This window comes from Spirillospora sp. NPDC048819, from assembly GCF_040650055.1.
Taxonomy (GTDB): Bacteria; Actinomycetota; Actinomycetes; order Streptosporangiales; family Streptosporangiaceae; genus Spirillospora.
This window is the reverse complement of record NZ_JBEZGN010000012.1, coordinates 35,563-57,489: the sequence shown is the minus strand read 5'-3', so window position 1 is coordinate 57,489 and position 21,927 is coordinate 35,563. Positions and strand designations below refer to the sequence as shown.

The window sequence follows — 21,927 nt, the reverse complement described above, 5'->3', positions numbered from 1 at the left end:
GTCGGCGATCACCTTTTGATGCGGTTGAGGACGGTCTTTGGGTCGCGGAACAGGCCGTCCTTGTTGACACTGATGACTATCCAGCCGCTATCGATCAGGCGGCCGTCGCGTTCGATGTCGTAGCTGTACTGCTTGTAGTCCTGCTGGTGGTGGGTGCCTTTCGTACTGGATGACGATCTTGAGGGCCGGGTACGAGAGGTCCGGCCGAGCAAGCCAAAGGCCGTGATCGGTGACGATGTCCTGGTTGACGATGGGACGAGAAAGGCCGGCGTTCACGATGAGTTTCCGAAGCCCTGTACCTGGTGGCGAGTCGCTTCTCTCGTCCAGGCATGGCAGGGCGACCTGAAACGCCTCACCCCTGACGCCTGTGGAGGTCCTTGGCAAGGACTCATGCAGCCGACTTTGCATGGTGAGACTGCGCCGCAGCATGTGGTTGCCGGCGTTGATCGGTTGCGCATGGGACTGTCGTCGCGAGTTCAAGGAAGAGCTTCTCCGGCTGCCAGCTCAGATGCGTTGGCCGGATGGGAGCATCAACGCGCTGGCAGAGTCGTTCTCGATGCCTTGAAAGATGAGTGGCTCAATCGTATGAGTATTCGCCATGCTGTTGTGCGGTACATCGAGGACTTCTATAATTTGCCCTAGCCTCATTCTCTGAACGGGTACCGGACTCCGCTGGAGGTTTACACCGAGTACCTGGGACGGCGGCAGGCAGTGTAGATCTTCCCGTAGGTCACCCATCAAGAAACTCTCCGGAAAACGCGGCGCGTTCAAGGTGACATGGGGGACACGATGAACGGAAACCAAATGCCCGGTGAGATGACGCCGTACGACCGCAAGGCGTGGGATCAGATCGAGGGATGGCGGGAGAAACGTCTGACCGCGCGCACGCGGCGCGCCCTGCCGGAAGGGGCACGTGAACGTCTCCGCGATGTCGGCCAGAAGGTCCGCACCCGTGTCGAGACCGTGCCTGGGCTGCCGGACTTCGAGAGCATCTTCCTCAAGTCGCTTGAAGCACTGGTGGGGCTGGGTGGCCGGGCAGCAGTTGCGACCGTCCCGAAGAAAACCGTTGTCAAGGCGTATCGCAAGCACGACGCCGATGTAGAAGAACTTGAGGACATCCGGAAAATTGACCTTGCGCTGATCGACAAGGTCAAGCCGCGGCTCGGCCTTCGCTACACCGCCTTCGCCGGTGCCGAAGGTGCGGGAGCAGGCTTCGCCGCCTCCGGGGGTGGACTGCTCGCCGCAGGGGGCACCGTTGCCGGCGCCGGCGCCGGTGCCGCGCCCGGCGCGGCACTCGTCATCGGAACGCTGGTAGCCGACTCCGCGGCGGTCCTCCTCGCCGGCCAGCGGGCCATCGCGCACATCGGTGCGTACTACGGTTACGACCCCGAGCATCCTGACGAACAGCTCTTCATGCTCGGCATACTCAACCTCGGCACGGCCTCCGAGGGAGGGAAAGTCGTCGCCTACGCGGAAATCAACAAGCTCGTCCAAGCACTCGCCCGGAACGCGACGTGGGAGCAGCTCAACCAGAACGTCGTCACCAAGGTGGTGGAGAAGGTGTTCACGCGCCTCGGGTTCCGCCTCACGAAGGCGAAGCTGGGGCAAGCGGTACCGGTCATGGGCATCGCGATCGGTGCCGGGATGAACACGCGATTTCTGAAGCGCATTACGGATGACGCAGAGCACATGTACCGCGAGCGGTTCCTGCGCGACCGCTACGGGATCGAGGTGGAACCCGACTCGGTCGCCGCCGATGCGGACTCCCATGAAGACGTCGACATCGTGGACATCGTCGACGCTGAGATCGTCGATGAGGACAACGAGCGCGAACGCCACGAAGCCCCGGCGGGTCCAGAAGGCGGCGAGCGTGGATGAGCTTGCTGGACGACTTCATCGAGCTGCTCCAGCGAGGATCAGCCGAGCTGTACGCCGACAACCCCGATCTCATGAGCACTGGGGAACTGATCCCCACGCCCAACACGATCGACGTCGGCGACCTCGCGTTGTTCTTCGCGGGGCTTGAGCGCGGACTCATCACCCTGCACCGCGGGGCGCGATTCAACACGCTTGATCGCCCGACACCTACCGGCCGCTGGGGGTTGCTGTCGCGGTCGCGTGCCGGCGGTTGGTACAACGCCGAGTACCTCCCTCAGATCGCGACCTATGTGGACGCGATCATTAACCTTCGATACCCGGCCGAGCGGGTGCTCTTTGAGCTGCCTCCCGCGGCGCTGCAACTGGACCTGGCTATCCTCGACGACGAGTCGAATGTTGTGATCCTCGGTGAGGCGAAGCGAGACACCGGCGCGCTGAAACCGCTACGTGAAGGCGCGCTGAGCCGGTTCGCCGACAAGGCGCCAGGGCCTGAGACGAAGAAGCGAGGCGACGAGCAACGCCAGCTCGCCTGGCGTCTGTGGACCGTTCGACCTCGTCTCACGTGGCTGATTGGCCCCGGTTACAGGGCCGCGTTCGCGACGAGCTCGCCGCCGCTGCAACTGACGGCACTCCCACGCCTTCCGGATGCTGTGGCGCTCGACCTCGCTCACCGGCCGACACGGATGATGCCCCCGCCCGCCCTGGCGACGCTGCGCCCCTAGCCCGTGTGAGCAGATCGTGATCGTGATGCATTAACGGCATCGCTACCGCCAGGCCCCTCCGTCGGCTGGGGCGAAGGGACCCGGCTTGGACGGCTATTCGTCCAGGTAGAGCAGTGCGGTGATCGTCTTCTTGCAGATGTCGCAGTGCATGGGAGCCTCCTCGGAGGCCAGGTCGCATTCGACCGTGGTGACACGGTCGATGGCGCCGGTTGCCTCCTCGGCGGCCCATGCCTTTGCCCAGCGGTCCGTGTTGGCGGCGAGGTCATCGACGTACTGGGCGGTCATCTCGTAGAACGCACGGACGCCGTGTTCTTTCATGTAGCGCCAGTTGAACTGGAGCGACAGCAGCGCGATGGGGGAGGGGTGCTCGACGAGGCCCCTGGCCCAGCGTTCGGAGACATCGCCGATGTCGAGTCTGGCGCCGCGCTCGTCCAAGATCTGCCACATCCCGTTCCGGTCGTACTCGATGAGCACGTCGTCGAGGAGCTTGCGGGCGTTGGCCAGATTGGCGGCCTTCCTCTGGAAGAGGCCAGATATGGTGTGGCCGAGTTGTGTGTCGGCGCCCTTACGTGCTTGGTCGATGGCCTGCTTGAGTTGGACTGCGTAGGCCGATTCCCATGACAGGCACTCCCGAAGGTCGACCAGGGGTCGGGAAACCCTCTCTGTTCGATCGCGGCGAAGATGCGATCCCCTTGCACACCCATCCATCGCTCCAATCGTGGCGTCACCTCGACGGCGCGCATCTCCCAGCGAGATACGCGGCAAGCTCGTCGGCCGGGACTTGGGCCTGCTCCCCAGAATCCATGTCCCGCACCGTGATCACCCCCGCCTCCTTGTCGGACGCCCCGTAGATCAGCGCGAACCGCGCTTTGCGGTCGGCGGCCCACTTCAACTGCTTGGCGAGTTTGCGGCTGGCGGCCAGGTACACCTCGGTCCGCAGGCCGGCCTCCCGCAAGCGCGCGGCGAACCCCATGACCTCGGACGCGGAATCCTCTGCGATCACTGTGGCCGCAACATCGATCCGGTGTGCGTCACCCTCGTCGTCCCCGAGCAGCCCGATGATCCGCTCGACGCCGAGGGAGCCACCGCATGCCGGGACGTCCGGGCCCCCGAGTGCGGAGATCAACCCGTCATAGCGTCCTCCGCTGGCGATCGAGCCCGGCATGCCCTCGGAGACCACCTCGAAGATCGCACCGGTGTAGTAGTCAAGCCCCCGGACCAGGCTCGGAGTGAACGCGATCCGGTCCTCGCCCACCTTGGGCGCCGCCAACTGCAGTAGGCGGCCGATCTCCTCCAGGCCCGCACGCCCGGACTCGTTGTCCTTCAGCGTGGTCTGCATCCGCTCCACGGAATCGGTGGCCGTCAGGTCCCCCACCAGCGCATCGGCGATGTCAGGTGCCAGAGACCGGGCATCCACGAGTTCGGCCGCGACCTTCTCCGGGGAGTGCTTGTCGAGCTTGTCGAGGGTGATCAGCACGCCGCCGCCAAGGTCGGACGGTACGCCGTAGACTTCCAGCAGTCCCGAGAGGGCCTGCCTTGAGTTCACCAGCACTCGGTAGCCACGTACGCCGACTGCGTCCAGCGCGTCGGTCAGCGCGCACACTACTTCGGCATCGGCCAGCGCCGATGCCGACCCGACCACGTCCACGTCGCATTGGGCGAACTCGCGGAACCGTCCTTTGCCTGGACGGTCGGCCCGCCATACCGGTCCCATCGCGTACCGCTTGTACGGTGTCGGGAGCTGTGAGCCGTAGCTTGCGACGACCCGGGCCAAGGGGACGGTCATGTCATAGCGGAGGGCGAGATCGGCTTCGCCGGTGGCCTCATGTTCCCCACGGCGCAGGATCTTGAAGATCAGCTTGTCGCCCTCGTCACCGTACTTGCCGGTCAAGGTCTCCAATCGTTCGAACGCCGGCGTCTGCAACGGCTCGAACCCGTACCGCTCGAACACCCCACGGATCTGCCCGAAGACGTGCTCGCGGGTGCGCAGCGCACCGGCGAGGAAATCGCGGGTGCCCGAGGGGGGCCCGAACTGCTGTGACGCCATGAGGACTCCTGACCGACGTAGCTGGTAACGAGACAGGGCAAATCATGGAAAGCAGTCAACATTCGGACGCCGAGAGAACCAGGGGACCGGCGACTTCCGATCGTATCGATGGCCTCGCCTTCGAACCTGGACAACCACGTGTCGACGACGTGTGAATTCGGCCGCTGTTGACACATGAGGTCCGGTACGCCAGTTCGACGTCCGCAATCAGGGCAACACATGCCCGCAGGTTATGGCTGGTCAGAGCCCCATGGGTGCGCTTGGCAAGGCTTCCCGTTCGTTGACCGTCTTTGGACTTATTTCGTTCGTAGTAGCGCGGTGGCTTCGGCGATCTGGCGCCGGGGGAAGGTGATCGAGATCCACGACTCGGGATGCTCATCCTTCACCACAGGGAAATGCCTCCAGTCGCCTTCCCTATCCAACTCCTCCAGGCTGTCGAGGAGTTGCGGGCCTTGATCAGCCTGCACGATGAGCCACGCTCGGGCCATGGTTCTGGCGGCGACACGCGTGCGGTCTGCCTTGGCCACCCGGGTTCCGCCTTCCCGCACGGCTTCGCCGGCGTCCTGGCACGCCACCTTCGTCACGTACCCGAGACGCCAGAGCTCGACGACGAGCGGCACCATCTCGACGTCGATGTTCACCGTGTCGCCGTCCGGTGTGGTCATCGGCTGAGTGGGGTGGAACTGCGTCCAGTCGGTCATTTCCCAGCTTCCAACCGGTAATCCGCCCACTGTTTGGTGAGCGCGGCGTGCTCGGCCACCCAATCCGCCGAATTGGTCTGGCTGTGCGTCCGCCATCTCTCGGCGAGGGCTGTCGAGAACAGGTCGACGTGGGGCGGCTTCGCATCCGTCCACGAGCCGAACTGAGAGACCCACTCGTCTGCCTCCCGCGGGCTGTGGCCGGCCTTGAGCAGCCATGGGGTCAGAAGACCCAACTCGACCCAGGCTTGCCCACGGGAGACGAACGCCCAGTCGACGACGTAGGCACGCCCTTCAAGCGTGATGATCAGGTTGTCCTCGTTGAGGTCTGTGTGGAGCAACGCAGAGCCGGACATGGGGGAGACGTCCTTGGCAACGGACTGCCAGCGGCGTTCGACCACCATCCGGACCACGTCGGGGCATGGGGTGCCCTGGATCGACTGAATCGTCTTGGCTAGCACGGCCAGGTCCGGCGAGCCCGGCGTGAAGTCGGCACGCCGGCCGGTGATGTGCTCGAACCCGAGTGCAACCCACTCCCCGACCTCGACCTGAAACCGAAGCCGGGGAGCCATCTCCGAGACGTACGGGTTGACGGCCGCCTCACGGCGCAACGACATGACCTCGGGACCGTCCCTGTCCGCCAATTTCCGGGCGGCCTTGACGAAGGTGAGGCCCTCCGGGCTGTGCAGCGTCGAGGCGATGTCCGCGTGATTGCCCGTAGGAGCCGGGTCGATGGAACTGATCGGGCCGGCCTTGGCCTCGATCTCGATCCGAAGCTCTTCCGGTAGGTCCGTCCAGTCGCTCCGCATGAGACTCCTTCGGATCAGAACTGAAGGGTCAGTGGCCCGCTGGGCACCATGTCTCCCCAGCGCCCCAGGGACTCACGACCACTCTGGTCATTGCACTCCGGCGGGCAGCAGGACGACCCGGACTCGTCGTCCCAGAACTCGGGGTCGACGTACATGCCAGTGGCCTTCAGGTACGGGATCGTCCGGGCAAGGGCCGCGCCGGACCGGATGTCTCCGTCCATCACGGGCCGGTGGTGGATCATCGAGTCCGCGAAAGCGAGGCTCATCGGAAGGTACACCTCGGTCCGCTGGAGCGCCTCGTGCCACGCCTCGTCCACGGGCCTGGTCGGGACAATCCTGACGTACCTGCGGCGGTCGCACCGCGACTCCCGTCGGATCTGGCCGGCGGCCTTCAGGAACACGAGGTTCTGGCCCACCACACGTTCGGTGTATGGGTGCGAGCTGTGGTGCTTCTTGCGGAAGTCCTTCACGAGCAGCTCGTACGCCCACGCGGGGATCAGCTCGCGAGGGTCTCGACCGATCTGCTCTACCCGTTCGATCGCGATGGTCATCCGACTCCTCCTCTGGAGTCTCTGGGCGAGGCCGGATGCCTCGCGCCGACTTCGTTAGTTCGTTCGTCGAACAGAGGGGCCCCGGACAAGGGTCGTCCACCCCGGGACCCCTCAGCTTCACGACCTACCGCTCAGAAGGGATCAGGACATCGACCACCTACCTCTCTACGTACCGCCAGGTCTGGGGCCTCCCGACCGTGCTGGGGCAGGCGGGGCTCCAGCAGGGCCGGGAGGGCTCATAGGACGGCGTAGACGACCTTTCCGTCGTTCTCGCGGCGGACGCCGCAGTGGATGGCCAGTTCCTCGACGATCCAGAGCCCCCTCCCGCCCGGGTCCGTGAGGCTGGCGAACTTCCGTTCGGGCTGGTCGGGAGACTGGTCCCAGACCTCGACCGTGACGTGACCGGGGACGTCTTCGGCGATGGTCACCCGGATCTCGGTGTGCTTGGCCGCACGAACGGAGTTGGTGACCAACTCGGAAGCAACAAGGCAGACTTCTTCGGCCTTCTCGTAGGTGAATCCCCAGCCGAGCGCCGCCAACTTGGCGGTGTTCCGGGCGATGCCGACCGACGTCGGCGTGGCCAGGTAGCTGGAGGTAAACGCCCTCCGCTCGCTCACAGTCACGGGGTTCATCGCCTGTCCTCGGGGCGCGGTCACTTCGGATACAGAGCAACGCTCTGTGCTACAAGACACTGACCTATCGTGAGGACCTCGGTCCACGAAGTTGCGCGTTGTTGCGCCCAAGTTGCGCCCTAGTCGGCTTCGAGAGTTCTCAGAGACTCGTCGATCAACTCTCGGGCCGCCGAGCCGTAGACGGCGAGGGCAGACAGCTCGTCGAAAGCCTTGAAGTAGGTGTTCAGCTCGCTTGGTGCCGTGACGGTGACGTTCGCGGTCAGCAGCTCGACGTGGACCTGAGTCGTGTCGTAGACGGTGAAGCCCTCAACAGGCCACATCGGTCGGGGGGCGTTCGCGGGGATGATGCCCACCGACACCGAGGGCAAGGACACGTCCTCCAGAAGGTGGCGGAGCTGGTCGGCCATGACCGAAGGTCCGCCGATCTGGTAATCGAGGACGCATTGTTCGATCAGGAACGCGAACGTATGCCCACCCGTCGTCAGGACACGTCGCCGTCCGAGCCTGGCTTGTACTGCGGCCGCAACGTCGTTGGGGATGTTGCGGAACTCTGTGATGGCGTCCAGCAACGCCCGCGCGTACTCGGTCGTCTGGAACAGGCCCGGTATGACGTGGGGTTGGTAGACCCTCATCCATCGTGTCCGCTCATAGAGCGGGACGTACGACTGTTGGAGCTTGCGGAGCCCTGTCGGTTCCAGCCGCCGCCACTCGACATAGCCGCCCTCAGCGGCGCGCAACGACGCAACGAGGTCGTCTATCTGGTCCTCAGCGTCGCAGACCTCGCACCAAGCCCGAATGTCGGACTGCGTCACCGGCTGGACGGCCTTCTCGATGCGGCTGACCTTGCTCTTGTGCCAGCCGACCGCAGTGGCGAGGTCCGTCCCGGATAGTTCTGCGGCTTGCCGGAGTTCGCGGAGCCGGGCAGCAAGAGACCGGCGGGCAGCCTGGACGCTGGACGAAGGAGAGGGGGTCGACGGCATGGCAGCGGTTCTAGCTGATCCGGTACTCCCGGTGATCGATAGCTCGTTCCCAGACGGCCTCGAAGGCCGTGGCACATAGCTTGATCGCCGCCGGGTCGTCGGTCAGCTCGTCCACGATGTGTTCGCCGTCGCCGGCGAAGTGGTGAAAACGGATCAGGCGATCGTCGAACAGCCAGAAGTCGTTGCCGGGGAGCGCCAGATCGGAGGCGTGTCGGCGGGGGAGCCAACGTACTTGCTCACCGGCGGCCAGGTTCATCGACTCAGCGACCGCGTACTCGAACTTGATGTAGGGCGTGACGGGTTCTGAGACGACCCGGGCCCGCCGTACCGAGACGCCCCGAGCTACGGCCGGGGTGATCAGAGCGTGCCAGTCGGTCTCCCGCTGTGTCCTGTCGTAGGCCGGCCCCTCGCCCGTGAAGGCGCGGAATGACGGGTCAGAAGGCACGTACGCGTCACGCATCTCCAGGTGGAGTGCCTGCGACGTGCATTCGCTGATCAGCTCGTCAAAGCTTCTCAGGTCGAGGGTCCGCATCGGCCTCCTCCATCAGCGCCTTCAACAGGACTTCCCGCATACGTGCCGGAATACGTCCCACGATCTCATTGGGGCCAATGGGACTCTGCCCGTTGACCTCCGCCAGCTCGGCCTCGGACGTCACCTGTGGCCCCTGGAACAGCAGGTCGCCAGTGGCGTCATCTACGAGCAAGGCGGGGCAGTGCCCGCCGTCGGTGCCCGGGTCGATGGCGACCAACCGTAGAGCACTCATCGCGACCTCCTGTCTGGCGTTGCGCGTAGTTGCGCCTCAGTGAGGAGGTTCGCTCCGATTCGGAGGGCGGTCAAGGCGCCTCCGCGACTATTTTCGGGGCTTACCGTAGCCGGACCCGCATGACGAGAGGCGTTCGATGACGAAGCAGGCCAGGGAACCGCAATGGCGGACCTCCACCTACACCGAGGCGCAAGACTGCGTCGAGCTGGCCTCTCTCGATGGCGCCTGGGTGGGCATCCGGGACAGTAAGGACCCCGGAAGCGGACACCTTGTCGTCTCGCTGGTCGAGTTGGCGAGCCTGGTCGATCGCATCATTGCGGGGGACCTCGACCTATAACGAGGGGCGTTGACACGTCTCTCCTGTGAGGAGGAGTCGGGGATACTGAGGCACATTGCGGCGTGCGTTGAGCGCGCTGATTAGGTGTCGGGCTCCGCGTCGTCGTCCTGCTCCGCCAGCTCGGCTAGCTGGGACTCGGCGTAGGCGTGAACCTCGGCGATCTTTCCCGCGAGCAGGCCCGCGCGGGTCATCGCCTCCTGGTAGGCCGCTTTGGTGATCCCCAGGGCGGCGGCCACTTCAGCGGATGTCACGTTCATCGGCGGAGCCTCCGAACCAACCGCCGGACTCGGTACACCAGTCCCGGCCCCAGCACGTAACCCGCCATGGCTCCGAACAGGAGGCACACCGTCCCGAACAGGACGAGCTGGCGCGCTATCTCTGTTACCTCGGTCCGCATCATGGGGTCACCCGCAGATGAGCCCCGACCGCTTGCGCGATCGTTTCGGCGGTCTTCTCCGGGGAGTTGGCCGCGCTGATCGTGTCGCCTGTGGGAGCCCAGGTGTACATCCAGGCGCCGTCGATGAAGTCGGCGCCGATCTCCGTGAACCGGCTGGGCGATTCGGTGTTGATCACGTGCAACACGGGCGTGCCGCTGCGCTGGACGATGCCGCACGACATCCCGCCGCGCTTGCGAACGGCCTCATCGAGAGCGGTCAGGAACGGACGCCGCCCGCTCATGGCCGTCAGGTAATCAATGGCCATCTCGTACTACCTCCCGTCGAGGGTCATGCCTGGACTGCCGGTGCGGGACGCGCGTGTGAAGCCGTCCAGGGGTGCTTGTGCTGGTGCTTAGGCTCGTGGCAGCGGGCGCGACGGCCGCTACGGGTGTATTCGCGCCCAGATCCACTTGCCGCCGGCCGGGTCAGCGGTGACTCCGCACCTGGCGGACAGGGCTTGGATGATGTGGAGACCCCAGCCGCCGTTGTCGTCGAACGCCTCCTCGGAAAGGTCGAGGTCTTCGAGGGTGAGTTCCGTCATCGGCTTGGCTTTGGGCAGCTCGTGGTCCTTGTCCCAGACGGCGATGATGACCCCGTAGGCGTCCCGGCTGAGCTGGAGCCGGATCTCCTCGCGCGGCGTCTGGCGGGCCGCGTTGGTCACGAGTTCCGAGACGACGAGAAGCGCGCTGTCGAGAATGCGGAAATAGTCCCATTTGCGGATTCGGGTATCCACGTAAGTGCGTGCGAGCCCCACTGCGGCAGGCGTGCCCATAAGGGGCATGACCGACTCTTCGGTCGCCGTCGTCGTCATCGTCCTGTCCTTGTCCGAGATTCCGATTTCCTGTGGCAAGGATCACCGAAGAGTTCTAGATTTTGGTGTACAGCCAAACTATTCCAAACAGGAGTTCCCAATGCCGACCGTCCGGGACCCGATTGATCCGCGGCTCTCCATGTACACCTTCCTGGCCTTCTACCTGCGGTTTCTTCGCGAGAAGGCTGGCTTGTCGCTCACTCAGGTGGGAAAGATCATCGGGGTTGCCAGGTCGTCTGTTTGTAATATGGAGGCAGGTCGGCAGCGCCCCCAGGAAGATCACGTTGCAAAGCTGGACGAACACTACGGAACCGGCAAGCTTTTGCAGCTTTTGCTGTGGTTTGCTCGTTTGGCGCACGACCCGAACTGGTTCCGGCAGTACTCCGAGTACGAGAAGCAGGCGTCATCGATCAGGGCCTATCACGGTCAAGCTGTACCGCTCGCGCTCCAGACTGAGGACTACACGCGAGCCCTCGTGGAGGCCGGGTCCACGAGAGACGTCGACCGTGAGGTGGCCGAACGTGCCGAGCGCAAGGCGGCCATCCTCGACCGGGAGGAGTTCCCGGATCTCTGGGTGATCATGGACGAGGGCGTGCTGGCGCGCCTTGTGGGCGGGAAGTCAGTCATGGCGGCACAGCTTCGGCATCTGTTGAAGATGGCCGACGAGCCTCATGTGAGCCTGCGGATCGTCCCCTTCTCCTCGGGAGCGAACGTTGGTCTGGACGGATCGTTGCAGATCATGCGCCTGGAGACCCGCGATGTCGCCTACGCGGGTGCTCAGGGTGGGGGCCGTCTGATCGAATCACCGAGCGATGTCCGCCAGATGGGGGATAAATTCGAACGTATCGGCGTGAAAGCCCTCTCGGAGGATGGCTCACGCGAGATCCTCAAGCATTACTTGGAGATGAACGCATGATCGTCCAGTGGCGAACGAGCACCCATAGTGGCGGCGTTGAAGACAAGGCTTGCGTTGAGCTGGGACGACTTGCGCCAAGGGCCGGGATTGGGGTGCGGGACAGCAAGGACCCGGATGGGGGACACCTCACCTTGTCCGTTGCGCAGTTCGCCGGTCTGATCGAGCAGGTCAAGCGGCACCCGACCCGCTGACCGTCCCGTCTGGCCCGACCTTCGACACGCGCTCCGGCACCCCCGGTCGGCCCCGCTGCCTCCAGTTGTGGGGCGCGACGCGTGGGCAGACGTTCCGGGCGTCATCGGCGTCCTTGCGGGTGCCTACGGTGGAGTTCAAGCCTGGCCGCCGCGGCGGCGTCATGGCGCGATGGAGCGCTCGATGTGGGGGCGCAGGGCCGCCTGGAGCTTCCTGGTATCGGGTTCTTGGAAGATGGCGCCGCCGGAGCCCGCCTTGTACACCGCCGGGCACGATTCGGCGCCCGGCGCGTCGATCCGGCCGACCGGCTTGGCGTTCTCGGCCTCGTACAGCTGGACGATGTACGAGGCCTTCAGCAGCGCGACTTTCGTCGCATGGTCAGGGTCGACCGGAGTGCCCACGAAATGCGAGTACAGGCATTCGCGGATTTCCTTCAGTGGAACGGCGGTGTCCTGGTAGACGCAGGCGACCAGCTGGGGGCCAGGGGAAGCGCCGTCCTGGCCCGGCTTCCACTGGTCAGGGACGTCCACGTTCCCGACCTGGGCATACCGCAGGTTGAACGCCACCGGATGCGGGCCGTCACCTCGATAAGGCTCGCCCCTCTCCACGTAACGCGTATCGGACCGTGCTCCGCCGCCGGGACGCTCGGGGCAGGACTCGGACTCGGACGCCAGGGGCGCGGACGAGTCGTCCAGCATGCCCGCCAGTTGAATGCCGCCCAAGGTCGCCGCGACGCCGACCCCTAGGACGGCGAATGCCCAACGATCCGACCTGCGCATGCCGACCATTCTGCAGGGGCGAGCGAGCAGCCGGGCGCCAGCAGGCTGACCCGGTGAGTGAGAATAGGTCTGGTTGGGGTCTCGTGCCGGGTGCTGGACGGTCGGCCGCCTATTGCGCTTCGGAAGCCGTCTTGGACGTACGCCGGGGGAAGACGATCGCGAACAGGACGGCGCCCAGCCCGACCGCACCCGCCGTCCAACCCGTCCATTCGGGGACCCTGCCCAGCGTCACGGAACTCGCGGGCTTCACATTCAGTCCGGCGGTGCTGGCACGATTCCCCAAGACGCGCGCGTCAAAGTGGTACGCGTTGTCCGCGGCCACCGCCGTCGACGAGCGGAGGGTGCGATGCTCAGCCCGGGACATGGTGACCCCACCGTGCACCGTCTTTCCGTCCAACGTCCACTGGCCCGCACATGTGTAGCCGGACAACGTGCAGGTCCAGTCGTGCGGAATGGCGACGCTGGTCGGCTCGCCGTACTTCCAGACGTATCCGGGCTTGGCGCGCTCGATCGAGCCGATGATCGCCAGAACTCCCACCGACAGGCACGCCCCGACCAGGACCACCGCCGCCGCGATGCCCCACCGGTCGGCCACGGCGCCGGCCGCGAGGGTGACCGGCGCCAGCGCGAACACGCCGATGAACCCCAGCAGTACAGAAAGCAGGACCAGCCCGACGAGCCGTCCCCCAGGGTTCGCCAGCAAAGCCCACTCTGCGAGCACGATGAGCAGAAGGCCCAGGGGGACAGTCCACAGCAGGGTGTGTTTCATGGCCCTTCTTCCTGCGGTCCGCATGCTCTGGCGAGGCTGGTGACTACCCGAGGCCAGGCGCTCACGGTAAACCATCACCTCTAGCCACCGCCTCCCCGAACCCACAGCCCGGCCAGACCCTGCCCGCTCACCTGGCACGCGCCGCTGCCCGAACCGTCCGGACGCTGTCCGGGCACGGGGCGGGGCAAGCTCGGCGGCGGCCCGGCAAACCGCTTCCAGGTGCCGGAGGCGCGCGTGGAGGCGAACCTGCTACGGGGCCGACGGGATCGGATCGAGCACGCTGCCTCCACGGGTGCAGCTTTGTTCCACGTGCTGCGAGAGCACCAGTACGGACACGTCCGGGATACGCCTGCGGGCCTCCAGCGCGGCCCGCAGTCCCTCGTCGGCGAACGTCGGTGACTGCCGAGCGTCCACCATCGCTACGTCCGGCTGGTGCGCGGTCAACCGCGTAGCAGCGACGGTCCGTTGTCGACGGCCTCCACGACCTCGACTTCGGACGCGTCCAGCGAGTGGACGAGCCGGTCCCGGAGGAGGACGAGCTCCTCTGCGAGGACGACGCGCACGGGGGCCGCACGGTCGCGGTGATCGGCCTGGCCGCGCCCGCCGGGCCGTCCATCCGGGCGCTGGCGGACGACCGCGCGACTCCGGTCCGGTGCCGGGTGCCCGCCGCCGGAACCGGGCTCCGCGTACGGCAGTTCGGCGACGACGGACCAGCCCGCCCCCTCCCGCGGCCCCGCTTTGACGGTGCCGCCGAGCATCCCGGCGCGCTCGCGCATCCCCGCCAGGCCGTGGCCTCCGCCGGGCGGGGCGGCAGACGCGGTCCGGGCGCCGTCGTCGGCGACCGAGGCCGTGAGCGCGCCCAGTCCGTAGCGGATCTCGACGCTCACGCAGGCGCCCGGCGCGTACCGGACGGCGTTGCTGAGCGACTCCTGGACGATCCGGAACGCCGCCAGGTCCACACAAGGGCTCAAGGGACGCGGCACCCCGGCGACGGTGCTGGACACCAGCAGCCCGCTGCCGCGAGCCCCGCCGACCAGTTCACCGAGACGGTCGAGGCCGGGTTGCCGGGCGCCCGCGTCGCCGGCGCGCAGCGACCCGACGATGCGGCGGGTGTCGGCGAGCGCGGCGCGTGCGTCGTCCCGTACTGCCTCCAGTGCCTGTCTCGCAGCGTCTGGCAGGTCCGCGACGTTCCGCAGTGCCGCCTCGGCCCGCACGATGGTCAGGGACATGTGGTGCGCGACGGTGTCGTGGAGTTCGAGCGCGATGCGGGCGCGTTCCCGCGACACCGCGCGGCTGTCGCCGTGCGCGTCCGGAGGGCCGGCGGGCTCGGATCCCGGACCACGTGCTGACTCCGTCACCTGCCCGGCCCCTCCACTAGCCGGAGGCTTCCCGCCGCCGGCGTACCTCCGGGGGGACGCCGCGGTGGTCGGCGGCGGGTTCGACGGCATTTCGTGACCATCGGGGTCTCCTCTGCTTGAGCGGGGGCGGGGCGGGCCTTCTGCGCGGCGGCACGTCCACCGCCGTCCAACTCCCGGCACGGCACGGGCCGTGCCGATCTAACGATGGCCAGCGTGGCGCACGTTTCCGGATCCTGTCAACACGGCACGTGCCGTTCCATTAGGGTGGGCGGCATGACCGACCACCGCGCCGCCCGCTCGGCCGACCGGACCGAAGCGATCATGCGGGCCACACTCGACCTAGCCCTGGAGGCCGGCTACGCCAAACTCAGCATCGAGGCGGTCGCGACCCGGGCCGGCGTCGGCAAGCACACGATCTACCGCCGCTGGCCGTCCAAGGGGATGCTGTTCCTCGACGCGGTCCTCAGCATGAACACCGAGGACCTGGTCCACCGCGACACCGGCGACATCGTGGCCGATACGCGCGAGGTGATGATCAAGGCCACGGAACTGCTGACCGGGCCGCCGTGGGCCCCGCTGTACCGGGCCCTCCTCGGCGAGGCCCAGCACGATCCGAAAGTCGCCGCGGGGCACAAGGAGCGCTTCATCCAGCGGCAGAGCGACGACTTTCTGCGCCGCCTCCAGACCGCCCAGGAGCAGGGGCAGATCGCCTCCGACTTCGACCTGGAACTGGCGATGGATCTGCTCTCGGGCGCCTTGTACTACCGCTTCCTGTGCACCCAGGAACCCATCACCCGCGACTACATCGACCGCGTGCTCAACGCGGCCTTCACCGGAATGGCCCCAAGACCCTGAGCACCGCCGGCGTCCGACGACCACCTCCACCGGACGCCGCCGCGCAGAACGGTCCGTCGGGCGCGGCGGCGTTCCCCGTTCATGGCGGGAGTGGTTCAGACCGCCCGTCTCCTGAGATGATTCCGGCGGGTTGAGCAGACACCGTCGTTCAGCTGAAGGGGTCTCGCCGTATGGAACCGTTGCGGCCGGAAGATCCGCGTGAGATCGGGCCGTACCGGCTGGAGCGGAGGCTCGGCGGCGGCGGGATGGGGCAGGTGTTCCTGGGACGTTCCCGGGGCGGACGTCCCGTGGCCGTCAAGGTCGTCCGCCCGGAGCTGGCCGGGGACGCGGGATTCCGGCGGCGCTTCACCCTGGAGGCGGAGGCGGCCCGCCGGGTCGGCGGGTTCTACACCGCGCAGGTGGTGGACGCCGACCCCGACGCGGACCCGCCGTGGCTGGTCACCGCCTACATTCCCGGCCCGTCGCTGCAGGAGGCCGTCGAGCGGCACGGTCCGCTGCCGGAGTCGGTGATCGGCGTGCTGGGGCTGGGGCTGGCCGAGGGGCTCGCCGCGATCCACGGCTGCGATCTGGTGCACCGCGACCTGAAACCGTCCAACGTGATCCTCGCGGAGGACGGCCCGCGCGTCATCGACTTCGGGATCGCCCGCGCGCTGGACGCCACGTCCCACACCACCCCTCGGGCCGTACTCGGGACGCCGTCGTTCATGTCGCCGGAGCAGGCACGGGGAGGCGACGTCGGCCCGCCGAGCGACGTGTTCTCGCTGGCCTCCGTCCTGGTCTTCGCCGCGACCGGCCGCACCCCGTTCGGAACCGGCTCCCCTCATGGGCTGCCGTACCGGATCGTCCATGAGGAACCGGACCTGTCCGGCGTGCCCGCCCTGCTCAGGGAACTGCTCACCGCCTGCTTCGCCAAGGACCCCGCCGCCCGTCCCGCCGTCGCCGACGTCCTCGACCGCCTCGACGCCCCCGGCCTCGCGTCCACCCGCTGGCTCCCACCCGACCTGGCAACGCTGATCACCGAACGCCGCGCCGCGACGAAAACCTCTGCCGTAATCCCGCTCGGCGACACCGGCCGGGCACCGCCTCGCGACCCCGAAAGGCCTACGGAACAGGGGACCATGGAAATCGGAAACCTGGCCAGTCGCGACCTCGAGATCATCGTGGACGGGAAGACCGTGAGCAGAGTCGCTGCGGGCGGCCACGGCTCCATCCACATCACCCCCGGCTCACACACCCTGCAAGCTCAGGTTGGCCCGCACCGCAGCGCGCTTCACCTCATCGACCCACGTCCCGGAACGACCGTGAGGTCGGCTTTCGCTGTCCATCCCGGGAGGAGGGCCCCAGTCCTGGTCAAACGGTCCGTCTTCTCTCGGCTCAGAACCGCGCGCGCGGTCAAGATGGGCGTGTTAGCAGGACTGACCACGTCGTCCATTCCGGTGCTGGCCGTTGGGAGGAACGGGGGCTGGGACGCACTCACGCAGGGTGGCCTGCAGATCGTCATCATGATGACCGGTATGCTCGGCGGTTTTCTGACATTCATGTTCATGGTCGAACGGCCTACCAGCCGCCTTATCCTGCGCTCCGACGGCCTCGCATTCGATCCCGCCTCCCGTGGGAAACATGAGAAGACGATCGGCTGGGACGTCCTCGAACGGATCAGCCTGATCGGCGACGGACGCGACGCCAAACTCGTCGCCTGGTACCGCGAGGGACACGACCCGTCCAACGGCGAAGGCGTTCACGGCGGCACCCTTGTCTGCGCGGTCGAAGACCTGATCGCCGACGAGAGAACCGCCGACCTCCGAGCGGCCCTGAAATGGTTCGCTCCCGACCTCTACACCGAACAGCCGCCCTGACCACGCGCCCGCCCTTCCCCGCGCAGGCCGAAGTCCTAGGGCTCGGCGGGACCGGCAAGGGGAGCCGCGGGCGAAGGCGGGTTCGCGGACGCGTGACCGGCTGCCCCGGCAGCAGTCCGGGGCACGTCCCGCTGGGGACCGCGGCCCATCAACGTCACCGCACCCGGCGCCCATCGGCCCAGCCGCACGGCCGTCACCTGCGCCGGTGCCCTCACGCGGGCCTCGCCTCGGTCGGCCCAAGTAACCGGCGCGGTGTGGTGCTTCCGCACGTCGACTGGCGGTCAACTCCGTTCGGCCCGTCATCTTCTCGAGCACGAAGATGCAGACGGGCTCGCCGCAGGCCTCTCGGATGGTCTCGCGCGGCATTGCTCCGAACCATGAGGCGGCCGTCATACAAAAAGCGTAGATACGCCTGCTCCGATGAGGTGAAGATCGGTTCGGCACACCGGCTTACAAAGAGTTGAGAGGTGAGGCGGGAGGGCCGATGAATGGCGCGGTTCGCCAGACGCAGGGAAGGCTACGACCATACGGAATGGCTCAGCCTGATCGAGGTCTCCGGCCCTTTCCTCAGCCTCCCCGTACTCCGCCGGACCTGGCCCGTCCTGGACACGCTGAACAGGCGCGCCCGTGAGCGTCTCCGTCTGGAACACGCCGCCCTTCCTGGACGGCCGTGGATCGACTACGTCCTGACCGAGCTCCTCGGTTGGGAAGAACTCGTCCATTTCGAGGATGAAGTCGGTGACCTCGCCATGGACGTCCCCGCCTATGCGACGACGGTGGCGCCGTCCTTCGCCTTGCGAGAGCCGAATACCGAGGCCGGCGGAGACGCGAAGTCAGTGCGGGTTCTCGGGCTCATCTGCGACGGGCACCCGAACCAGCGGATCAGGAGCTCGGACTGGGCGGCGACCCCGGCCGACCGGCTCGCGCAGCTGTGCCGCCACCATGACGTCCAGCTCGGTCTCGCCACGGACGGACGCTGGTGGGCCCTGGTCTGGGCCCCGCGCGGTGGCGTCACCACAACGGCCGTGTTCGACTCGGTCACCTGGCAGGAGGCGGCGGAACGCGATGTCGTCCGCGCATTCGTGTCCATCCTGTGCCGGGCGCGGTTCTTCGGCGTCCCCAACGGCGAGACGCTGCCGGAACTCCTCGATGCGAGCAAGGACAGTCAGGAGGACATCACAGAGGCCCTGGGCGTGCAGGTGAGACAGGCCGTCGAACTCCTCGTCGCGGCCATCGGACGCGCTCACGCAACGGACGTTGCCAGGGGTGCTACCGGGATAGGCGACATCCCCGCCCACGAGGTGTACCGCGGTGCCGTCGCCGTGATGATGCGCATCATATTTCTGCTCTGCGCTGAGGAATGCGGGCTTCTGCCCGCGGACAGACCGCTCTACAGGGCGTCCTACTCCGCCGGGTTCCTGTGCGGCGAACTCGAAAAGCGCGTCCGGGACGGCAGTGAGGAGGATTTGGAGCACACTCACGCCGGATGGTCCCGGCTCCTCGCGCTGTTCAGCGCCGTTTACCACGGCATCGGCCATCCCGATATGCCGATACCAGGCCATGACGGCTCCATCTTCGACGCCCAGCGTTACCCATGGTTGCCGGGCACCATTGACGACCGCACTGTCCTGCACATTTTGCAGGCAGTGCAGTACGTGCATATCGGCACCGGGAAGACGCGCGAGCGGCGCAGGCTGTCCTTCCGGACGCTGGCCGTGGAAGAGATCGGCTATGTCTATGAGGGGCTCCTCTCGCACGATGCCTATTACGCCGAGGAAACGTATGTTGGGCTAATCGGAAGACCTGGCCACGAAGAGGAGGTGGCCCTCAGCACGCTTGAAGATCTCGCCGGCGTGTCTCCGGACATCCCGTCCTTGGCCACGAGACTCGCCGACGAATACAAAGACTCCCGTATCGGATCCCCCAAGGGACTCGAAAGACGGCTCGCTCCCCTTCCACCGGCCGAAGCGAAGGAGGCCCGGCGCAAATTACTGGCGGTCACCTGGGGCGACTATCACCTGACCGAACGGCTCCTGCCCTTCTTCCGTCTCATTCGCCGGGACCTGCGCGACCTGCCGGTGGTCGTCCTGACGGATGCCCTGTACGTGACCGAGTCGTCCCTCCGCCGGAGAACGGGTGCTCACTACACTCCCAGCGAGCTGGCGACGAAGGTCGTCGAAAGCGCCCTGGAGCCGCTCGTCTACTCACCAGGCCCGGTGCAGACCGCGGACAGCAGGGAGTGGAGTCCCCTCTCGTCGGACGAGATCCTCTCCTTGAAGGTCGCCGACATCGCGATGGGGTCGGGCGCATTCCTGGTGGCAGCCTGCCGTTACCTCGCCAATCAGCTGGTCGGCGCATGGATCCGGGAGGGGGACGAACGCGTCCGCGACTATGAATCCGCGGCCACGGTCCCGAGTTTCGACGCCGATGCCGACCAGGTCGTCGTCGAGGCCCGCCGCCAGATCATCGAACACTGCCTTTACGGCGCGGACATCAACGAGATGGCCGTAGACATCGCCAAGCTCTCCCTCTGGCTCGTCTGCCCGGACCGCCCGTTCGCCTTCCTGGACGACCGCCTCGTCGTCGGCGACTCCCTGCTGGGCATCACGTCCCTCGACCAGCTTGAAGTCATGCATATGGACGCCAAGCGCGGCCGAAGACTGCATGAGGACGAGAGCGCCCTCTTCGACCTGACCGCCGAGATCCGGGAAGTTGTCGGACGCGTTGGTAACAAGCGCCGTGGACTGGTTGAGATCGAGGGCTCCGACCTGGATAAGCTCACCACAAAGCGAGCCATGCTCGCCGAGGCGCAGAACGAGGCTGAAAATGCCCGGCTGCTTGCCAACCTCACCAGCGGCGCGGCCCTGGCCTTCGCCCGCAGAGGGACGCTCGGCTTGGACACTGGTTCGAAACATGCAGTCACTGCAGCGTTAACGATCAGGTCCGGCAGCGAAGGAGCCGGACTCGCCGCCCGCAAGCTCGAGTCGTGGTTTCGCACTGACCAGCCGGGCGGAGCATTCGATCGTCAGCCCATCCACTGGCCGCTTGTCTTCCCCGAAGTCTTCGAGAAGGGCGGTTTCGACGCGATCATCAGCAACCCGCCTTACCTCGGTGGTCAGAAGGTCACCGGATCACTCGGGACGGCATATCGCGAACTGTTGGTCAAATCTATCGGCCGAGGTGCGCGCGGGAGTGCCGATCTTGCCGCATACTTTTTGCTACAGGCACATGTACTGCTCAACGCCCATGGTCAGGCCGGCCTTATTACCACGAACACCATCGCTCAAGGCGACACACGCGAAGTTGGTTTAGACCAGCTCGCGGGTGACGGTGTGCAGATTCGGCGGGCGATCAAGTCTCAGCCCTGGCCGTCGAAGAGTGCCGCGCTGGAATTTAGCGCCATCTGGACCAGCAAGGCACCCGTACTGGACGAGGCCGATCGCATCGCTGACGGTGTCAAGGTACGAGGAATCACTCCCTCCCTCAACCCTGCATCCCGCGTGTTCGGATCAGCTCATAAACTTGCCGTCAACCACGGGATCGCTTTCATCGGATCCTACGTCCTGGGTTCCGGTTTCACCATGCAACCGGACGATGCCAGCCGTTTGATCGAGGACGACGAGCGTAATGCCCAAGTGCTGTTCCCTTACCTGAGTGGTCAGGACGTCAATAAACGTCCGGACCTATCCGCGGCGCGCTGGGTCATCAATTTTCATGATTGGCCTGAGAGTGAGGCGAAGAGTTACAGGGAATGCCATGACCGCGTTCGCCGTCTGGTCAAACCCGAACGGGATCGAAATAACCGCGTGACCTATCGGACGCACTGGTGGCAGTACGCCGAGAAGCGGCCTGCCATGCAAAGGGCGGTTGTTGAGCTCGATCGGGCCGTGGTCATCGCGCTGGTTAGCAAGACCGTCATGCCCGTGATGGTCCCGACAGGGCAGGTGTTCGCGCACAAGCTCGGATTATTCGCTTTGGATGATACGGCGATGTTGGCAATGCTTGGCAGCAATTTTCATTATCATTGGACGGTGAGTCGCAGTTCGACGATGAAAGCTGATATCAACTACTCGCCGTCTGATGTGTTCGAGACGTTGGCCTTACCGGAGATGACGTCCGAGATGCGGGTGTTGGGGGATCGACTGGACCGGTTCCGGCGGGATCTCATGCTGGCGCGGCAGGCCGGCCTCACGAAGACGTACAACATGGTGCACGACCCGAAGTGCATGGATACGGACATTGTGGAGCTTCGCCAGATCCACGAGATGATCGATGAGGCGGTGTGCCGGGCGTACGGGTGGGACGACCTGGTCCCGCAGCTTGACCACGGCCATTACAGCACCGGGCGCGAGATGCGGTACACCGTGGGCCCGGCCGTCCAGCGGGAGCTGGTGGATCGGCTGCTTGAACTGAACCATGAGCGTTACGCGGCCGAGGTCGCCGCCGGGCTTCACGACAAGAAGGCAAGGAAAGGCGGTCGCAGCCGGACCTCGGAGCGAGATGGCCTCTCCTAGGCCTTGGCGCAACGGCATCGGGCAC

General features: G+C 66.1%; 25 protein-coding genes. 8 read left to right on the top strand and 17 right to left on the bottom strand.

Features of this window, described 5'->3' with window-relative positions:
* Window positions 1-8 precede the first annotated feature (8 nt).
* Entirely contained in the window at window positions 9-212 is a 204-nt protein-coding gene (locus AB0C35_RS18440; RefSeq protein WP_358457031.1) for a hypothetical protein, read from the bottom strand.
* Window positions 213-777: 565 nt separating this feature from the next.
* On the opposite strand from AB0C35_RS18440, the gene AB0C35_RS18435 reads away from it, so the two are divergent.
* Together AB0C35_RS18435 and AB0C35_RS18430 are read left to right on the top strand one after the other, a co-directional pair.
* Complete coding sequence (locus AB0C35_RS18435) at window positions 778-1,878, top strand: EcsC family protein (RefSeq protein WP_358457028.1); 1,101 nt, start codon at window positions 778-780, stop codon at window positions 1,876-1,878.
* Window positions 1,875-2,600, top strand: a complete 726-nt coding sequence (locus tag AB0C35_RS18430) for a hypothetical protein (RefSeq protein ID WP_358457026.1) — start codon at window positions 1,875-1,877, stop codon at window positions 2,598-2,600. Before AB0C35_RS18435 ends, AB0C35_RS18430 begins: the two co-directional genes overlap by 4 nt.
* 93 nt (window positions 2,601-2,693) lie before the next feature.
* On the opposite strand, the gene AB0C35_RS18425 is transcribed toward AB0C35_RS18430, so the two are convergent.
* From AB0C35_RS18425 to AB0C35_RS18385, 9 genes are all read right to left on the bottom strand, one after another.
* Window positions 2,694-3,074 carry a hypothetical protein gene (locus tag AB0C35_RS18425; protein WP_358457023.1) on the bottom strand — a complete coding sequence of 127 codons (381 nt, stop codon included), beginning with the start codon at window positions 3,072-3,074 and terminating at the stop codon, window positions 2,694-2,696.
* Between the two features lie 250 nt (window positions 3,075-3,324).
* Window positions 3,325-4,647, bottom strand: a complete 1,323-nt coding sequence (gene hisS / locus AB0C35_RS18420; protein WP_358457020.1) for a histidine--tRNA ligase — start codon at window positions 4,645-4,647, stop codon at window positions 3,325-3,327.
* A 296-nt stretch (window positions 4,648-4,943) separates the two neighbouring features.
* On the bottom strand, window positions 4,944-5,348 hold the full coding sequence (locus AB0C35_RS18415) for a hypothetical protein (protein WP_358457017.1): 405 nt from the start codon (window positions 5,346-5,348) through the stop codon (window positions 4,944-4,946).
* A complete protein-coding gene (locus AB0C35_RS18410; RefSeq protein WP_358457014.1) occupies window positions 5,345-6,154 on the bottom strand; it encodes a phosphotransferase in 810 nt (269 codons plus the stop codon). The genes AB0C35_RS18415 and AB0C35_RS18410 overlap by 4 nt, the downstream gene beginning before the upstream one ends.
* A gap of 14 nt (window positions 6,155-6,168) precedes the next feature.
* Complete coding sequence (locus tag AB0C35_RS18405) at window positions 6,169-6,705, bottom strand: hypothetical protein (protein WP_358457011.1); 537 nt, start codon at window positions 6,703-6,705, stop codon at window positions 6,169-6,171.
* A gap of 236 nt (window positions 6,706-6,941) precedes the next feature.
* Entirely contained in the window at window positions 6,942-7,337 is a 396-nt protein-coding gene (locus tag AB0C35_RS18400; RefSeq protein ID WP_358457008.1) for an ATP-binding protein, read from the bottom strand.
* Between the two features lie 119 nt (window positions 7,338-7,456).
* Entirely contained in the window at window positions 7,457-8,317 is an 861-nt protein-coding gene (locus AB0C35_RS18395) for a helix-turn-helix transcriptional regulator (protein WP_358457005.1), read from the bottom strand.
* A 10-nt stretch (window positions 8,318-8,327) separates the two neighbouring features.
* Complete coding sequence (locus AB0C35_RS18390; protein ID WP_358457002.1) at window positions 8,328-8,849, bottom strand: DUF6879 family protein; 522 nt, start codon at window positions 8,847-8,849, stop codon at window positions 8,328-8,330.
* Complete coding sequence (locus AB0C35_RS18385) at window positions 8,821-9,081, bottom strand: hypothetical protein (protein WP_132160633.1); 261 nt, start codon at window positions 9,079-9,081, stop codon at window positions 8,821-8,823. Before AB0C35_RS18385 ends, AB0C35_RS18390 begins: the two co-directional genes overlap by 29 nt.
* A gap of 136 nt (window positions 9,082-9,217) precedes the next feature.
* Here AB0C35_RS18385 and AB0C35_RS18380 point away from each other — a divergent pair, with 136 nt between their 5' ends.
* A complete protein-coding gene (locus AB0C35_RS18380; RefSeq protein ID WP_358456998.1) occupies window positions 9,218-9,418 on the top strand; it encodes a DUF397 domain-containing protein in 201 nt (66 codons plus the stop codon).
* Window positions 9,419-9,498: 80 nt separating this feature from the next.
* Here AB0C35_RS18380 and AB0C35_RS18375 read toward each other — a convergent pair whose 3' ends face one another.
* The 3 genes from AB0C35_RS18375 to AB0C35_RS18365 all read right to left on the bottom strand — a co-directional run bounded on the left by AB0C35_RS18375 (window position 9,499) and on the right by AB0C35_RS18365 (window position 10,588).
* Window positions 9,499-9,675: a hypothetical protein gene (locus AB0C35_RS18375; RefSeq protein WP_358456995.1), complete on the bottom strand. Its 177-nt coding sequence runs from the start codon at window positions 9,673-9,675 to the stop codon at window positions 9,499-9,501.
* Window positions 9,676-9,814: 139 nt separating this feature from the next.
* Complete coding sequence (locus AB0C35_RS18370; protein ID WP_358456992.1) at window positions 9,815-10,120, bottom strand: hypothetical protein; 306 nt, start codon at window positions 10,118-10,120, stop codon at window positions 9,815-9,817.
* 117 nt (window positions 10,121-10,237) lie between these two features.
* Entirely contained in the window at window positions 10,238-10,588 is a 351-nt protein-coding gene (locus AB0C35_RS18365; RefSeq protein WP_358456989.1) for an ATP-binding protein, read from the bottom strand.
* Window positions 10,589-10,634: 46 nt separating this feature from the next.
* Between AB0C35_RS18365 and AB0C35_RS18360 the strand changes: the two genes are divergently transcribed.
* Entirely contained in the window at window positions 10,635-11,582 is a 948-nt protein-coding gene (locus AB0C35_RS18360; protein WP_358456986.1) for a helix-turn-helix transcriptional regulator, read from the top strand.
* The gene (locus AB0C35_RS18355) at window positions 11,579-11,773 is read left to right on the top strand and encodes a DUF397 domain-containing protein (protein WP_358456983.1); all 195 of its coding nucleotides are present in this window, start codon (window positions 11,579-11,581) and stop codon (window positions 11,771-11,773) included. Before AB0C35_RS18360 ends, AB0C35_RS18355 begins: the two co-directional genes overlap by 4 nt.
* Before the next feature lie 159 nt (window positions 11,774-11,932).
* Here the strand turns inward: AB0C35_RS18355 and AB0C35_RS18350 are convergent, their stop codons facing one another.
* From AB0C35_RS18350 to AB0C35_RS18335, 4 genes are all read right to left on the bottom strand, one after another.
* Window positions 11,933-12,550, bottom strand: a complete 618-nt coding sequence (locus AB0C35_RS18350) for a hypothetical protein (protein WP_358456980.1) — start codon at window positions 12,548-12,550, stop codon at window positions 11,933-11,935.
* 109 nt (window positions 12,551-12,659) lie between these two features.
* Window positions 12,660-13,319: a hypothetical protein gene (locus tag AB0C35_RS18345; RefSeq protein ID WP_358456977.1), complete on the bottom strand. Its 660-nt coding sequence runs from the start codon at window positions 13,317-13,319 to the stop codon at window positions 12,660-12,662.
* A gap of 249 nt (window positions 13,320-13,568) precedes the next feature.
* Window positions 13,569-13,736, bottom strand: a complete 168-nt coding sequence (locus AB0C35_RS18340; protein ID WP_358456974.1) for a hypothetical protein — start codon at window positions 13,734-13,736, stop codon at window positions 13,569-13,571.
* 23 nt (window positions 13,737-13,759) lie between these two features.
* Window positions 13,760-14,677 (bottom strand): sensor histidine kinase, encoded by a 918-nt coding sequence (locus AB0C35_RS18335; protein WP_358456972.1) that lies wholly within the window; start codon window positions 14,675-14,677, stop codon window positions 13,760-13,762.
* 273 nt (window positions 14,678-14,950) lie between these two features.
* Between AB0C35_RS18335 and AB0C35_RS18330 the strand changes: the two genes are divergently transcribed.
* The 3 genes from AB0C35_RS18330 (at window position 14,951) to AB0C35_RS18320 (ending at window position 21,902) form a co-directional block, all read left to right on the top strand.
* Window positions 14,951-15,532, top strand: coding sequence for a TetR/AcrR family transcriptional regulator (locus AB0C35_RS18330; RefSeq protein ID WP_358456969.1), 582 nt, complete (start codon window positions 14,951-14,953; stop codon window positions 15,530-15,532).
* A gap of 170 nt (window positions 15,533-15,702) precedes the next feature.
* Entirely contained in the window at window positions 15,703-17,388 is a 1,686-nt protein-coding gene (locus AB0C35_RS18325) for a serine/threonine-protein kinase (RefSeq protein WP_358456966.1), read from the top strand.
* A 488-nt stretch (window positions 17,389-17,876) separates the two neighbouring features.
* Window positions 17,877-21,902: a DNA methyltransferase gene (locus tag AB0C35_RS18320; protein WP_358456963.1), complete on the top strand. Its 4,026-nt coding sequence runs from the start codon at window positions 17,877-17,879 to the stop codon at window positions 21,900-21,902.
* The last annotated feature ends 25 nt before the right edge of the window (window positions 21,903-21,927 follow it).

Excerpts from the sequence above, each read along its gene's own strand:
- AB0C35_RS18435 (WP_358457028.1), top strand. The coding sequence starts at position 778 with ATGGGGGACACGATGAACGGAAACCAAATGCCCGGTGAGATGACGCCG.
- AB0C35_RS18430 (WP_358457026.1), top strand. The coding sequence starts at position 1,875 with ATGAGCTTGCTGGACGACTTCATCGAGCTGCTCCAGCGAGGATCAGCC.
- hisS (WP_358457020.1), bottom strand. The coding sequence starts at position 4,647 with ATGGCGTCACAGCAGTTCGGGCCCCCCTCGGGCACCCGCGATTTCCTC.
- AB0C35_RS18415 (WP_358457017.1), bottom strand. The coding sequence starts at position 5,348 with ATGACCGACTGGACGCAGTTCCACCCCACTCAGCCGATGACCACACCG.
- AB0C35_RS18410 (WP_358457014.1), bottom strand. The coding sequence starts at position 6,154 with ATGCGGAGCGACTGGACGGACCTACCGGAAGAGCTTCGGATCGAGATC.
- AB0C35_RS18405 (WP_358457011.1), bottom strand. The coding sequence starts at position 6,705 with ATGACCATCGCGATCGAACGGGTAGAGCAGATCGGTCGAGACCCTCGC.
- AB0C35_RS18400 (WP_358457008.1), bottom strand. The coding sequence starts at position 7,337 with ATGAACCCCGTGACTGTGAGCGAGCGGAGGGCGTTTACCTCCAGCTAC.
- AB0C35_RS18395 (WP_358457005.1), bottom strand. The coding sequence starts at position 8,317 with ATGCCGTCGACCCCCTCTCCTTCGTCCAGCGTCCAGGCTGCCCGCCGG.
- AB0C35_RS18390 (WP_358457002.1), bottom strand. The coding sequence starts at position 8,849 with ATGCGGACCCTCGACCTGAGAAGCTTTGACGAGCTGATCAGCGAATGC.
- AB0C35_RS18385 (WP_132160633.1), bottom strand. The coding sequence starts at position 9,081 with ATGAGTGCTCTACGGTTGGTCGCCATCGACCCGGGCACCGACGGCGGG.
- AB0C35_RS18380 (WP_358456998.1), top strand. The coding sequence starts at position 9,218 with ATGACGAAGCAGGCCAGGGAACCGCAATGGCGGACCTCCACCTACACC.
- AB0C35_RS18375 (WP_358456995.1), bottom strand. The coding sequence starts at position 9,675 with ATGAACGTGACATCCGCTGAAGTGGCCGCCGCCCTGGGGATCACCAAA.
- AB0C35_RS18370 (WP_358456992.1), bottom strand. The coding sequence starts at position 10,120 with ATGGCCATTGATTACCTGACGGCCATGAGCGGGCGGCGTCCGTTCCTG.
- AB0C35_RS18360 (WP_358456986.1), top strand. The coding sequence starts at position 10,635 with ATGACCGACTCTTCGGTCGCCGTCGTCGTCATCGTCCTGTCCTTGTCC.
- AB0C35_RS18355 (WP_358456983.1), top strand. The coding sequence starts at position 11,579 with ATGATCGTCCAGTGGCGAACGAGCACCCATAGTGGCGGCGTTGAAGAC.
- AB0C35_RS18350 (WP_358456980.1), bottom strand. The coding sequence starts at position 12,550 with ATGCGCAGGTCGGATCGTTGGGCATTCGCCGTCCTAGGGGTCGGCGTC.
- AB0C35_RS18345 (WP_358456977.1), bottom strand. The coding sequence starts at position 13,319 with ATGAAACACACCCTGCTGTGGACTGTCCCCCTGGGCCTTCTGCTCATC.
- AB0C35_RS18340 (WP_358456974.1), bottom strand. The coding sequence starts at position 13,736 with ATGGTGGACGCTCGGCAGTCACCGACGTTCGCCGACGAGGGACTGCGG.
- AB0C35_RS18330 (WP_358456969.1), top strand. The coding sequence starts at position 14,951 with ATGACCGACCACCGCGCCGCCCGCTCGGCCGACCGGACCGAAGCGATC.
- AB0C35_RS18325 (WP_358456966.1), top strand. The coding sequence starts at position 15,703 with ATGGAACCGTTGCGGCCGGAAGATCCGCGTGAGATCGGGCCGTACCGG.
- AB0C35_RS18320 (WP_358456963.1), top strand. The coding sequence starts at position 17,877 with ATGGCGCGGTTCGCCAGACGCAGGGAAGGCTACGACCATACGGAATGG.